Annotated in this window: 9 protein-coding genes; 7 read left to right on the top strand and 2 right to left on the bottom strand. The window is 35.3% G+C overall.

The window, feature by feature from the left end; genetic code table 11:
- The first annotated feature begins 39 nt into the window (after positions 1 to 39).
- Positions 40 to 2031 carry an excinuclease ABC subunit UvrB gene (uvrB, locus tag ACODSB_RS10275; protein ID WP_053471062.1) on the top strand — a complete coding sequence of 664 codons (1992 nt, stop codon included), beginning with the start codon at positions 40 to 42 and terminating at the stop codon, positions 2029 to 2031.
- Here the strand turns inward: uvrB and ACODSB_RS10270 are convergent.
- Entirely contained in the window at positions 2028 to 2429 is a 402-nt protein-coding gene (locus ACODSB_RS10270) for a hypothetical protein (RefSeq protein ID WP_053471063.1), read from the bottom strand. The two genes, uvrB and ACODSB_RS10270, sit on opposite strands and share 4 nt — an antisense overlap.
- Before the next feature lie 53 nt (positions 2430 to 2482).
- Here ACODSB_RS10270 and ACODSB_RS10265 point away from each other — a divergent pair, with 53 nt between their 5' ends.
- The 4 genes from ACODSB_RS10265 (at position 2483) to ACODSB_RS10250 (ending at position 6014) form a co-directional block, all read left to right on the top strand.
- Positions 2483 to 3277: an alpha/beta hydrolase gene (locus tag ACODSB_RS10265; RefSeq protein ID WP_488936958.1), complete on the top strand. Its 795-nt coding sequence runs from the start codon at positions 2483 to 2485 to the stop codon at positions 3275 to 3277.
- A 31-nt stretch (positions 3278 to 3308) separates the two neighbouring features.
- Entirely contained in the window at positions 3309 to 4319 is a 1011-nt protein-coding gene (locus ACODSB_RS10260; protein WP_488936957.1) for a dipeptide epimerase, read from the top strand.
- Between the two features lies 1 nt (position 4320).
- Complete coding sequence (locus tag ACODSB_RS10255; RefSeq protein ID WP_488936956.1) at positions 4321 to 5340, top strand: aminotransferase class I/II-fold pyridoxal phosphate-dependent enzyme; 1020 nt, start codon at positions 4321 to 4323, stop codon at positions 5338 to 5340.
- 209 nt (positions 5341 to 5549) lie between these two features.
- A complete protein-coding gene (locus tag ACODSB_RS10250) occupies positions 5550 to 6014 on the top strand; it encodes a DUF1456 family protein (protein WP_180856462.1) in 465 nt (154 codons plus the stop codon).
- 274 nt (positions 6015 to 6288) lie between these two features.
- On the opposite strand, the gene sucC is transcribed toward ACODSB_RS10250, so the two are convergent.
- Entirely contained in the window at positions 6289 to 7482 is a 1194-nt protein-coding gene (gene sucC, locus ACODSB_RS10245; RefSeq protein WP_073487296.1) for an ADP-forming succinate--CoA ligase subunit beta, read from the bottom strand.
- Between the two features lie 415 nt (positions 7483 to 7897).
- On the opposite strand from sucC, the gene gltB reads away from it, so the two are divergent.
- Positions 7898 to 12415 carry a glutamate synthase large subunit gene (gltB, locus tag ACODSB_RS10240; RefSeq protein WP_180856463.1) on the top strand — a complete coding sequence of 1506 codons (4518 nt, stop codon included), beginning with the start codon at positions 7898 to 7900 and terminating at the stop codon, positions 12413 to 12415.
- Positions 12416 to 12526: 111 nt separating this feature from the next.
- Positions 12527 to 13981, top strand: coding sequence for a glutamate synthase subunit beta (locus ACODSB_RS10235; RefSeq protein WP_488936955.1), 1455 nt, complete (start codon positions 12527 to 12529; stop codon positions 13979 to 13981).
- Positions 13982 to 14137: the final 156 nt, after the last annotated feature.

The raw sequence follows: 14137 nt of genomic DNA, 5'->3' as shown, positions 1-14137 counted from the left end.
CTTTGTATCTTTACAAAACCAACTTTTCATCAGTAACAAATGAATTTCCAAGTATCTTCAGAATATAGTCCAAAAGGAGACCAGCCGCAAGCCATACAAAAACTCGCACAAGGTGTAGTTGATGGAGAAAAATACCAAACATTATTAGGAGTTACAGGATCTGGTAAAACATTTACAGTAGCCAATGTTATTCAGGAAGTACAGCGTCCTACCATCGTTTTGGCACATAACAAAACTTTGGCCGCACAGCTGTATTCAGAATTCAAACAATTTTTCCCGAATAATGCGGTTGAATATTTCGTTTCTTACTACGACTATTATCAGCCGGAAGCTTTTATGCCCGTAACAGGCGTTTTTATTGAAAAAGATTTATCTATAAATGAAGAGCTTGAAAAAATGCGTTTAAGCACCACTTCTTCCCTGCTTTCAGGGCGACGTGATGTTTTGGTTGTTGCCTCAGTTTCGTGTTTATACGGTATTGGAAACCCTGTTGAATTTAAAAAGAACGTTATTGAGATCAGCAGAGATCAGGTTATTTCGAGAACTAAATTACTGCACAGTCTTGTACAAAGTTTATACGCCAGAACAGAAGCCGATTTTAATCCGGGAACTTTTAGAATTAAAGGCGATACGGTTGAAATTTATCCAAGTTATGCTGATGATGCTTACAGAGTTCATTTTTTTGGAGATGAAATTGAAGAAATAGAGTCTTTTGATGCAAAGACTTCTCAGGTAATTGAGAAATTTAAAAGACTGACGATTTACCCAGCCAATATGTTTGTGACTTCGCCAGAAGTATTACAAGGTGCAATTTGGGAAATACAGCAGGATTTAGTCAAACAAGTAGATTATTTTAAAGAAATAGGCAAACATTTAGAAGCCAAACGATTAGAAGAAAGAACTAATTTCGATTTAGAAATGATTCGGGAATTAGGTTATTGCTCCGGAATTGAGAATTATTCCCGTTATCTTGACGGACGACAAGCCGGAACAAGACCTTTCTGCTTATTGGATTATTTCCCAAGTGATTTTTTAATGGTTGTTGACGAAAGCCACGTTACGGTTTCGCAAGTTCACGCTATGTACGGAGGCGACCGCAGCCGAAAAGAAAATCTGGTTGAATACGGTTTCCGCTTACCGGCTGCAATGGACAACAGACCTTTGAAATTTGAAGAATTCGAAGCCTTGCAAAATCAGGTAATTTATGTTTCGGCAACTCCGGCCGATTATGAATTACAAAAATCGGATGGTATTTATGTGGAACAGATTATTCGTCCAACGGGATTATTAGATCCGGTTATTGAAGTGCGTCCAAGTTTAAATCAAATTGATGATTTAATTGAAGAAATTCAGGTGCGCTGTGAATTAGATGAAAGAGTTCTGGTGACAACTTTGACTAAAAGAATGGCCGAGGAATTAGCCAAATACTTAACTAAAGTCAGCATTCGATGCCGTTACATCCATTCTGAAGTAGACACTTTAGAGCGTATCGAAATCATGCAGGATTTACGAAAAGGTATTTTTGATGTTTTAATTGGAGTAAACTTACTTCGTGAAGGTTTAGATTTACCCGAAGTTTCGCTTGTAGCAATTTTGGATGCTGATAAAGAAGGTTTCTTAAGAAATCATCGTTCGTTAACCCAAACAATTGGACGTGCGGCAAGAAACTTAAATGGTAAAGCCATTATGTATGCCGATAAAATTACAGCGAGTATGCAGCGAACAATTGATGAAACCAATTACAGAAGAACAAAGCAGATCAATTTTAATGTCGAAAATAATATAACGCCACAGGCATTAAACAAAAAAATAGAAAGTGCTTTTACCAAAAATCCTTTGGTAGAATACGAACTAGGTCATACTTTATCAGTTGCAGCAGAACCGGAAACGGCTTATATGTCTAAAGCTGATCTTGAAAAAATGATTCGTGAAAAACGAAAATCAATGGAAAAAGCAGCAAAAGAATTAGATTTTATGCAGGCCGCCAAACTGCGTGACGATATCAAAAAATTACAGGAACAATTACCTTAATTGTGTTGTTCCTGAAAAACTCTTAATAAAACTTTAGGCTCTATCATTGCATTTGGAGCCTTTTTCATTAAATCTAAAATGCGTTTTACTGCACTTGGGTTTAATCCCATTTCAATTGCAATCTGCTGAATTCCTATTGCCTCTTTTTCATGTAAAATTCCATCGCAGTGCATAATCAAAGCCAATCTGTAAAACTGCTGAATGCGTTGAAATTCTGATTTTATAACTACAGGTTTTATTTCCTGATGAAATAAATCATGAAAAACATTCAAATCAATCTTTAATTCCTGAGCAACATGCCATATAAAATCATACTCTCTTTTATGCAATTGCCCGTCAACAGTAGAAAAGGCGATCAATTCTAAAAGTAAACTTTTCTTTTGTGCTTCGGTATTCATCAATTTGTTATTTTTAGCTAAATTATTGCTTTTAATTAAAAACACAAAATCTAATGATGAGGAGATTTTTCATATTTATGCTTCTTTGGATGATTTACGGGAATGCACAAAGTACGGCTTCAAAAAACGTATCAACATTTACGATTGAAGCACCTCAGCTAAAAACTACTAAAAAAATCTGGATTTATCTTCCTGAAAATTATTCGGCTTCAGCCAAAAAATACAGCGTGATTTATATGCACGACGCTCAAAACTTATTTGATGCTAAAACTTCTTATGTAGGCGAATGGAATGTCGACGAGAAATTAGACAGCTTAAAAGCGCAGGTAATTGTTGTTGGAATTGAACACGGAAATGAAAAACGTATCGAAGAATTAACTCCTTTTAAAAACGAAAAATACGGCGGAGGAAATGCTGATAATTACTTAGAATTTATCGTAAAAACATTAAAACCGTATATTGATAAAAACTACAGAACCAAAACAAAAGCTAAAAATACAATCATTTTTGGAAGTTCACTGGGCGGTTTGGTTTCTTATTATGGAGCTTTAAAATATCCTGAAGTATTTGGCAAAGCCGGAGTTTTTTCGCCTTCATTTTGGTACACAAATGACATTTTCACTTTTACTGAAAAGATACCCAAAATTAAAACCAAATTTTACTTTTTATGCGGCGATAAAGAAGATGAAAATATGGTAAAAGACATGACCAAAATGGAAAAGTTATTGGATACAAAACGTTGTTACTGTCTTCATCTTACGAAATCTAAAGTGGTAAAAGGCGGTGAACATAATGAAAAATTATGGAGGGACGGTTTTGTAAAAGCGGTTCTTTGGCTTAATTATTGAGGAAAAATATAAAAAAAATAGCACAAAAATCATGAAACTAATTTTAAGAGAATACAACCTAAAACTAAAACACACTTTCACGATTTCAAGAGAATCAATTGATTTTCAACCTTCTTTAATTGTTGAATTGCAGAGTGATGGTTTTTCTGGTTTTGGAGAAGCTACTTCTAATCCGTATTACAAAACAACTGTTCCAATGATGATGCAGGATTTAGAAAAAATCAGAAGCATTATTGAAAGTACTGATGCTGAAACTCCAGATGTATTTTGGGCAAAAATTTATCCGTATTTAAAAGAGGATATGTTTGCACTTTGTGCTTTAGATTTGGCTTATAATGATCTGTATGCTCGTAAAAAAGGCAAAAAGTTATACGAATTATGGAATTATACAACCGAAAGAAATCCGCTTACGGATTACACAATCGGGATTGCTTCCATTGAAAAAATGGTTTCAAAAATGCAGGAACTTCCCTGGCCTATTTATAAAATTAAATTAGGTACCAAAGAAGATATTGCAATCGTAAAAGAACTTAGAAAACATACTGATGCTATTTTTAGAATCGATGCCAACTGCGGCTGGGGCGTTGAGGAAACGATAAATAATGCCGTTGAATTAAAAAAACTAGGTGTTGAATTTCTCGAACAACCTATGAAAGCAGATAATTGGGAAGCCCACAAAGAAGTTTTTAAACATTCTGTTTTACCCATAATTGCCGATGAAAGCTGTATTATTGAAGAAGATGTAGCAAAATGTCACAATCATTTTCACGGAGTAAATGTAAAATTAGTAAAATGCGGCGGTTTAACTCCCGGCAAAAGAATGATCGAAGAAGCTAAAAAATTGGGATTAAAAACAATGGTAGGCTGCATGACGGAATCTAGTGTGGGAATTTCTGCAATTGCACATTTATTACCTCAGCTTGATTATGTCGATATGGATGGCGCATTACTTTTAGCACAAGATATTGCAACCGGAGTAACGATAAAAAATGGCGCTGTGAGTTATTCTGATCTGAACGGAACCGGAGTTACACTTCTATAAAATGATAGTAGAAAAATTTCCCGACCGAATTATTGAAATTGACCAAGAACAGTATTTGTATTTTGGCGGAACCGCTTATTTAGGATTGCCAACAAACAAAAGTTTTCAGGATTTGGTAATTAAGAACATTCTTAATTGGGGAACTACTTACGGAAGTTCCAGAACGGCCAATATCAAATTAAAGGCTTACGATGAAGGAGAAAAGTTTCTGGCTTCTCACATAGGTTCAGATAGTACTGTTACGGTTTCTTCAGGAATGCTGGCTGGAAAACTGGTTATAGATCTAATGAAAAAGCAGACAGATTGTTTTTTTCATTTTAATGATACGCACAATGCAATCAGCATTGAAAATAGTCTTCCGTTATTTGTTAATGACAAATTAAATGACCGTTTATTGGATTCAAAACGGGAGAAAATAACGATTCTAACCGATGGTGTTCCTACTTTTGAAACAAAGACTGCTGATTTATCGTTTTTAAAACAAATTCCAACTCATAAAGAAGTTACTTTAATTTTGGATGAATCTCATTCTTTTGGGATTTTAGGCAAAAATGGTTCTGGAATATATTCCTCAATTCAATATCCAGTTAAAAGAAAAATCATGGTTTCGTCTCTGGGAAAAGCTTTCGGATTAACCGGAGGAGTAATTGCCGGCGATTTTGGATTTATAAATGAAATAAAAGAAATGGAAACTTTTACAAGTGCGGCGGGAATGAACCCTGCTTTTGTACAAACTCTTTCTGATGCTGCAGAAATTTATACTTGGCAGCACATCAAACTACTGGAGAATTTAAAGTATGTGGATTCGATTTTAATCAAAAACAACAATATTAAGTTTGATAAAAATTACCCTTTGATTTATCTCTTATCAAAAGAATTAGTTGAAAAATTAAAAAATGAAAAGATTATTATTGCCAGTTTTAAATACACTAAAAATGCTGAACCGCTAAATCGAATTGTAATTACAGCCAATCATCTAAAAGAAGATTTAGATAAACTTGCTGTGGTTTTAAATTCTTAATATTATTTAAGTTTGCCACGAATTACACTAATTTCCACGAATTAATTTTCATACTTTTTGCCACAGATTAAATGGTTTTAATGATTTTTTTAAGCAATTTATAAATCCCGATAATCTTTTTAATCTGTGGCAAGAAAATTCGTGCAATTCGTGGCAAAAAAATAAATCGTCCAAATTGTTTTAAACCGTACCTTTGCAAAAAATAAACGATGACAAATAACGATATACTTAAAAAACTTCGCGTGGCTTTGATGCTCCGTGATGACCAAATAGTTGAGATTTTAGAATTAGTAGATTTTAGAATTTCAAAATCAGAATTGGGTGCTTTTTTCAGAGCTGAAGATCATCCTAATTATATGGAATGCGGCGATCAGGTTTTAAGAAACTTCTTAAACGGATTGGTTATTCATTTAAGAGGAACTAAAGAAAATCCTAAAAACCCAACAGATGTTTTAGCAAAACATAAAGCAGAGATTCCGAAGAAAGAAACTTCTAAAGAAAGACCTGAGTTTAAAGCTGCTCCAAAAGATTCTGAAAAATACAGAGGTGATCAAAGTTCATCTAAGTCGGGTTCATCAGCTGGAAAACCTAAGAAGAAATCATTCCCAAAAGGAAATGGAAAATCATCAGTTGTAGAAAAAGTGGTTTACAAAAACGGTAAGAATAAGAAATAATCAATATTGAGATATCATTATTTCATAAAATCCCTTCAATATTCGAAGGGATTTTTTTATTACATATCATTTTATTGTAGAGACGCACAACAGTGCGTCTACGTCTAGTGAATCCATAATGAAAAATACTTTGCGTAGACGCACTGCTGTGCGTCTCTACGATATACTTTGTCTTAAAAAATATTCTCAAACGGAATGTTTTTTGGCATAATTGCAAAAAAAAAATCCCTTCGAATATCGAAGGGATCTTTTATATAATTGATTTCTTATTTAATTAAGAAAGAGCAGCTTTAACTTGGTCAGCAGCTTCTTGGAATTGAACAGCTGATAAAATTGGCATACCAGAATTGTCAATTAATTCTTTTGCAATTTCAGCATTTGTTCCTTGTAAACGAACAATGATTGGCACTTTAATAGCATCACCCATGTTTTTGTAAGCATCAACAACACCTTGAGCAACACGGTCACAACGAACGATTCCTCCGAAGATGTTAATTAAGATAGCTTTTACGTTTGGATCTTTCAAGATAATTCTGAAAGCTGTTTCAACACGTTTTGCATCAGCAGTTCCTCCTACGTCAAGGAAGTTAGCAGGCTCAAAACCAGCGTATTTAATTAAATCCATAGTTGCCATTGCAAGACCAGCTCCGTTTACCATACATCCTACAGTACCGTCAAGATCTACATAGTTCAAACCTACTTCTTTAGCTTCAACTTCGATTGGATTCTCCTCACGGATATCTCTCATTTCAGCATATTTAGCTTGTCTGTATAAAGCGTTATCGTCGATATTCACTTTAGCATCCACAGCTAAGATTTTATTATCAGATGTTTTTAAAACCGGGTTGATTTCAAACATAGAAGCATCAGAACCAATGTAAGCATTGTATAATGCGTCGATGAATTTCACCATTTCTTTAAAAGCATTTCCAGAAAGACCTAAGTTAAAGGCAATTCTTCTTGCTTGAAAACCTTGTAATCCAACAGAAGGATCAACTTCTTCAGTAAAGATTAAGTGAGGAGTGTGCTCAGCAACTTCTTCGATATCCATTCCACCTTCAGTAGAATACATGATCATGTTGCGTCCTGTACCTCTATTCAATAAAACAGAAACATAAAACTCAGAAGTTTCACTTTCACCAGGATAGTAAACATCTTCAGCAACTAAAATTTTGTTTACTTTTTTACCTTCAGGCGGAGTCTGAGGTGTGATCAATTGCATTCCGATGATTTGTTCTGCTAACTCTTCAACTTGCTGTAAGTTTTTTGCCAGCTTAACTCCACCACCTTTTCCACGACCACCTGCGTGAATTTGTGCTTTTATTACATGCCATCCTGTACCAGTTTCGGCAGTTAATTGTTTTGCAGCAGCTACAGCTTCAACCGCATTATTAGCCACAATTCCGCGTTGAGTGCGTACTCCGTAACTTGCTAAAATTTCTTTTCCTTGATATTCGTGTATGTTCATAATATAGAATTTGTCTGGTTCTGAATTTAGTTCAGAATAAAAGTCGGACAAAAGTAACAAAATACAACTTAATAGTAAAATCTTTTTCTATTAAAAAATGACACTTATAGGTATTAAACGTTTATTCTTTTTCAATGCAAAAAAATAGTTAACGAAACGATTTGTTAATATTAACTCAAAATCACTAAAACGTTTGATATTTAACAAAAACTTCACCGTATTTATTAGCCTTGAGACGATTTTTCTTAATATATTTTAATTCGGATTATCATTTTATCATTTCGCAATGGTTAATATAATAATATTATCAATTAAGAAGCCTTTTTCTAATATTACAACAAAAATGTAAGCTAAAGTATAATTTCACTACATTATGTTTAACGAAATCTTTATTTTTGTAGAAAAAATATCAAGAATGAAAGTTAAAGAACAAGGGCTTTATCTGCCTGAATTTGAACACGACAATTGTGGTGCAGGATTTATTTGTAATTTGAATGGTATTAAATCAAATGATATTATTCACAAAGCATTAGACATCTTAATTAAATTGGAACATCGTGGTGCCGTTAGTTCTGATGGAAGAACTGGAGACGGAGCGGGAATCTTATTTGATATCCCTCATGATTTTTTTAAGAAGGTTTGTGACTTTGAAATCCCAGAAACGCGTGAGTATGCAGTAGGAATGGTTTTTTTACCAAAAAGCAAAAACCAGGTATCTTTTTGTATCAATGCATTTGAAGCAACTATTAAAGATCAAAACTTAAAGATCTTAGGTTGGAGAGATGTACCTGTTGACGTTGAAAATTTAGGGCAGATCGCCGCAGAAAAAGAACCAACAATTAAACAAGTTTTCGTTTCTAAAAATGGACAAGATTTAACTGAACAAGAATTTAATGCAAAACTTTTTGCAGCTAGAAAAATTGCAGAACATGCCGTAAGAGGATCAAAAACTTCTGAAAGCCACATGTTTTATTTTACTAGTTTATCGACAACTACTATAATATATAAAGGTCTATTGATGCCGGAAGACATCAGCCGTTATTATATAGATTTGAAAGATCCGGACTTGGTGACTCGTTTAGCGCTTGTACACCAGCGTTTCTCTACAAATACATTCCCATCATGGGACTTAGCTCAACCGTTTAGATACATGTGTCATAATGGTGAGATCAACACACTTCGTGGAAACGTAAGCCGTATGCGTGCTCGTGAAGAGCTTATGCAAAGCAAAGTTTTTGGCGATGATATCAAAAAATTATTCCCAATTATCTTAGAAGGAAAATCAGATTCTGCTTCTATGGATATGGTGGTTGAACTTTTATTAATGACAGGTCGTTCATTGCCAGAAGCAATGATGATGGTTGTTCCTGAAGCTTGGGAAAAACACCAGACAATGTCTCCTGAAAAAAGAGCATTCTACGAGTTTAACGCTTGTATTATGGAACCTTGGGACGGTCCGGCTTCTATTCCGTTTACAGACGGAAACGTAATTGGTGCTTTATTAGACAGAAACGGTTTACGTCCTTCTCGTTATACATTAACGCATAGCGGTTTCGTAATCATGTCATCAGAAATTGGTGTACTAGATATCGATCCGGAAGATGTAATTCAGCACGGTCGTTTAGAGCCAGGAAAAATGTTCTTGGTTGATATGAACGAAGGTCGTATTATTGAAGATGAAGAAGTTAAAAAAGCAATCGTTACAAAACGTCCGTACCAAGAATGGTTAGACGCTAACTTATTGCCTTTAGCGAAAGTTCCTTATACCAATAATCCAACTCCGGTTGAGAAATTAGATTTCCAAACAAGACAGCGTTTATTTGGTTATACAATTGAAGATTTAAAAACAATCATCAACCCAATGGGAGGACAAGGAGCTGAAGCAATCAGTTCAATGGGTAACGATACGCCTTTGGCAGTATTATCAGAGCAGCCTCAATTGTTGTACAACTATTTCAAACAATTATTTGCTCAGGTTACTAATCCGCCTTTGGATGGTATTCGTGAAGAAATCATCACCGATATTAGTTTAGCTGTTGGAGGAGATTTCAATATTTTTGAAATTGAATCTAAGCAATGTAAAAAACTAAAAATCCAAAATCCGGTTATCTCTAACGAGGATTTGGATAAAATTAGAAACATTGATCACGTAGATTTCAAATCGGCTACAATTTCTACTTTATATAAAATAGAAAAAGGAGTTAACGGTTTAGAGCGTGCGCTTGAAAAATGTGTTCAGGCAACTTTCAAAGCTGTAAATGAAGGATGTAATGTCATCATTCTTTCTGATAGAGGCGTGAGCGAAGAATTAGCTCCAATTCCTATGTTATTGGCTTGTTCTTACATTCACCACTCATTGAACATTTTACAAGTTCGTTCTAAATTCGGAATCATCATTGAATCTGCAGAACCTCGTGAACCACATCATTTTGCATTATTGTTCGGATACGGTGCAAGTGCGATCAATCCTTACATGGTAAACGAAATCATTCACGATCAGGTAGCGCAAGGTTTCATTACCGGAGTAAAAGCTGATTATGCTGTAGTAAACTACAACAAAGCAATTGCAAAAGGTATCGTTAAAATCATGAACAAAATTGGTATCTCTACATTACATTCATACAGAGCTGCCCAGATTTTCGAGATTTTAGGTTTAAACAAAACATTTACTTCTAAATACTTCCCTTACACGCCATCAAGAATCGAAGGAATTGGTTTAATGGAAGTGGAGAAAGAAGTGAAAAAACGTTTCCAAAAAGCATTCCCAAATTCAAAAGTGGCAAGTTTGCTTTCTCTTGAAATTGGAGGTATTTACAGATGGAGACGTGGTGGTGAAAAACACATGTTTAACCCAACTACTATTTCTAAATTACAACAAGCGGTTCGTTTAAACAGCCCGGAAAGTTATAAAGAATACTCAAATGCCGTTAACGAGCAAAGCTCAAACTTAATGACTATTAGAGGTTTATTTGAATTCAATAACCTAGATCCAATTTCTATTGATGAAGTAGAACCTTGGACAGAAATTGTAAAAAAATTCAAAACAGGTGCAATGTCTTATGGTTCTATCAGCCAGGAAGCACACGAGAATTTAGCGATTGCAATGAATAGAATTGGCGGAAAAAGTAACTCTGGAGAAGGTGGAGAAGATCCAAAACGTTTCCAGAAAGAAATTAACGGAGATTCTAGAAACTCTGCAATCAAACAAGTTGCTTCGGGACGTTTTGGTGTTTCGATCAACTATTTGACAAACGCTAAAGAAATCCAGATTAAAATGGCTCAGGGAGCGAAACCTGGTGAAGGTGGACAGTTACCTGGAGAAAAAGTGGTGCCTTGGATTGCTGAAACCAGAAACTCTACGCCTTATGTAGGTTTGATTTCACCTCCTCCTCACCACGATATTTACTCTATTGAGGATTTATCTCAGTTGATTTACGATTTGAAAAATGCAAACCGTGAAGCGCGTGTAAACGTAAAATTAGTTTCTGAAGTTGGAGTTGGAACCATCGCTGCCGGTGTTGCCAAAGCTAAAGCTGACGTTATCTTAATTTCTGGTTACGACGGAGGAACGGGAGCTGCACCATTAACATCATTACAACACACAGGTATTCCGTGGGAACTTGGTTTAGCTGAAGCACAGCAGACTTTGATCTTAAATGATTTAAGAAGCCGTGTAGTTTTAGAGTGTGACGGACAGTTGAAAACAGGTCGTGACGTTGCTATTGCAGCTTTATTAGGAGCTGAAGAATTTGGTTTTGCAACTGCACCGCTTGTAGCTTCTGGATGTATTATGATGAGAGCTTGTCACTTAAATACCTGCCCAGTTGGTATTGCAACTCAGGATCCTGAATTGAGAAAAAATTTCAAAGGAACGCCAGAGCACGTAATCAACTTTATGTATTTTATTGCTGAAGAGTTAAGAGAAATCATGGCGCAGTTAGGTTTCAGAACTTTAAAAGAAATGGTTGGTCAGTCACAAAAGTTAAATGTGAACAAAGCGATCAAACATTACAAAGCAAATGGTTTAGATTTATCACCAATTCTATACAAACCGGAAAAAGCTAAAACACAGCCAAATCACAATACAACACAACAAGATCACCAACTTGAAAACGTATTAGATTTTGACATCATTAAAGAAGCGATTCCGTCTATTTATAGAAAAGAAAAAACAAGAGTAACATTTAAAATTAAAAATACAGACCGTTCTGTAGGTGCGATTTTGAGTAACGAAATCTCAAAAATTTATGGCGCACAAGGATTACCTGATGACACTATTTTAGTTGATTTTGAAGGTTCTGCCGGACAAAGTTTTGGTGCTTTTGCAACAAACGGATTGTCATTTAAAATTCACGGAAACTGTAATGATTATTTAGGAAAAGGTCTTTCTGGAGGAAAACTAATTGTAAAAGTACCTCCTACTGCAACTTTTAAACCTGAAGAAAACATCATTATTGGAAACGTTGCCCTTTACGGAGCTATTACCGGAGAGGCTTATATTAATGGAATGGCCGGAGAGCGTTTCTGCGTTAGAAATTCTGGAGCAACAGCAGTTGTTGAAGGGATTGGAGATCACGGATGCGAGTACATGACCGGTGGTACAGTAGTAGTTTTAGGAAAAACAGGAAGAAACTTCGCAGCTGGTATGAGCGGTGGTGTAGCTTATGTTTACGATCCAAATAAGAAATTCGACTCAACAGTTTGTAACATGGAAATGGTTGCATTCGACCCTATGGAAGAAGAAGATCTTACAAAACTAAGACGATTGATCAAAAATCATTCATTGTACACAAGCAGTCCATTAGCAAAAAGAATTTTAGCAGACTGGGAAAATCAACAAAAGCACTTCGTAAAAGTAATGCCAACTGATTACAAAAAAGCATTACAAAGAATTGCAGAAGAGAAAAAAATAGAAGAATTAATAGCTGGATAAAAATCAATTTCAAAAAATAAAATTCCAAATTCCAATGGCAATATCAATGCCTATAGTAATAAAAAATTGGAATTTGGAATTTAAAGAAATTGGAATTTAATTTAAAATGTCATGGGTAAAATAGGCGGATTTAAAGAATATAACAGAGCCGACGAAAGTAATTTAGCAGTAGCAGAACGTGTTTCTAACTACAACGAATTTACTATTCCGTTAGCAAAAGATAAAGTAAAAGAACAAGGTTCAAGATGTATGGATTGTGGTATCCCTTTTTGCCACAGTGGTTGTCCGTTAGGAAATTTAATTCCTGATTTCAACGATATGGTGCATCAGGAAGAATGGCAAAGTGCATTAGAGATTTTACAATCGACTAATAACTTTCCGGAATTTACAGGACGCTTATGCCCTGCTCCATGCGAAAAAGCATGTGTATTAGGAATCATTAAAGATCCTGTATCAATCGAAAACATTGAGAAAAACATTGTTGAAATTGGTTTTGCAGAAGGATGGATCAAACCTCAGCCACCAAAAAAGAGAACAGGTAAAACAGTTGCCGTTATTGGTTCAGGGCCTGCGGGACTTGCAGCAGCGCAGCAATTAAACAGAGCCGGACACACAGTTACGGTTTTTGAAAGAGACAATGCTATTGGAGGTTTATTACGTTACGGAATTCCAAATTTTAAATTAGAAAAAGGAATTATCGACAGACGTGTAGCAATTCTTGAAGCTGAAGGAATCACTTTTAAAACTGATGTAAACGTTGGTGTAAACTTTAGCGTAGCAGAATTAAACGCTTTCGATTCTATCGTTTTATGCGGAGGAGCAACAGAAAGAAGAAGTTTGCCAACTAAAGGAATCGAAAGCAAAGGCGTTGTTCAGGCAATGGATTTCCTTACACAACAAACTAAAGTTTTATACGGAGAATCAATTCCGGACCAAATTAAAGCAACTGGTAAAGATGTAATCGTTATTGGTGGTGGAGATACTGGTTCTGATTGTATTGGAACTTCAAACAGACACGGAGCAAAATCGGTAACTAACTTTGAGATTTTACCAAAACCTCCTGTTGGAAGAAGTGAGTCAACTCCTTGGCCTTTCTGGCCATTACAGTTAAAAACATCTTCATCTCACGAAGAAGGATGCGACAGAAACTGGTTAATCAATACTAAAGAATTCATTTCTAATGATAAAGGCGAATTAACTGGATTAAAAACCGTTGAAGTGCAATGGAAAATGACTCCTGGTCAGCGTCCTGAATTAATCGAAAAAGAAGGTTCTGAGAAAATCTGGCCTTGCGATTTAGCTTTGTTAGCTCTTGGATTTACAGGTCCAGAGAAAACATTAAGCGAGCAATTAGGAATCGAAACTGATTTTAGAAGCAATTACAAAGCGCATAATTATCAAACAAACGTTCCTCACATTTTCACTGCAGGTGATATGAGAAGAGGACAATCATTAATCGTGTGGGCTATTTCAGAAGGTCGCGAAGCAGCAAGAGAGGTAGATTTGTTCTTAATGGGCTCTACCAACCTGCCTACTAAAGGAAGAGGAGATCTTCCTAGCTTATAAACTAAACAAAAAACAACACATACTACTAACAAACCCTTGAATTATATTCAGGGGTTTTGTTTTTTTTTAGCCACAGATTGCACAGATTAAAAGGATTTTTTGTTTGCCACGAATTACGCGAATTTCCACAAATTTTTATTTTCTTGCCGATTTCAA

It is taken from the genome of Flavobacterium sp. FG68, from assembly GCF_057808895.1.
Note: the sequence above shows the minus strand (reverse complement) of the source record. Positions and strands in the feature narration are given on the sequence as shown.

Bases quoted from the DNA above. Each gene is read 5' to 3' on its own strand.
- uvrB (WP_053471062.1), top strand. From the start codon at position 40: ATGAATTTCCAAGTATCTTCAGAATATAGTCCAAAAGGAGACCAGCCG.
- ACODSB_RS10270 (WP_053471063.1), bottom strand. From the start codon at position 2,429: ATGAATACCGAAGCACAAAAGAAAAGTTTACTTTTAGAATTGATCGCC.
- ACODSB_RS10265 (WP_488936958.1), top strand. From the start codon at position 2,483: ATGATGAGGAGATTTTTCATATTTATGCTTCTTTGGATGATTTACGGG.
- ACODSB_RS10260 (WP_488936957.1), top strand. From the start codon at position 3,309: ATGAAACTAATTTTAAGAGAATACAACCTAAAACTAAAACACACTTTC.
- ACODSB_RS10255 (WP_488936956.1), top strand. From the start codon at position 4,321: ATGATAGTAGAAAAATTTCCCGACCGAATTATTGAAATTGACCAAGAA.
- ACODSB_RS10250 (WP_180856462.1), top strand. From the start codon at position 5,550: ATGACAAATAACGATATACTTAAAAAACTTCGCGTGGCTTTGATGCTC.
- sucC (WP_073487296.1), bottom strand. From the start codon at position 7,482: ATGAACATACACGAATATCAAGGAAAAGAAATTTTAGCAAGTTACGGA.
- gltB (WP_180856463.1), top strand. From the start codon at position 7,898: ATGAAAGTTAAAGAACAAGGGCTTTATCTGCCTGAATTTGAACACGAC.
- ACODSB_RS10235 (WP_488936955.1), top strand. From the start codon at position 12,527: ATGGGTAAAATAGGCGGATTTAAAGAATATAACAGAGCCGACGAAAGT.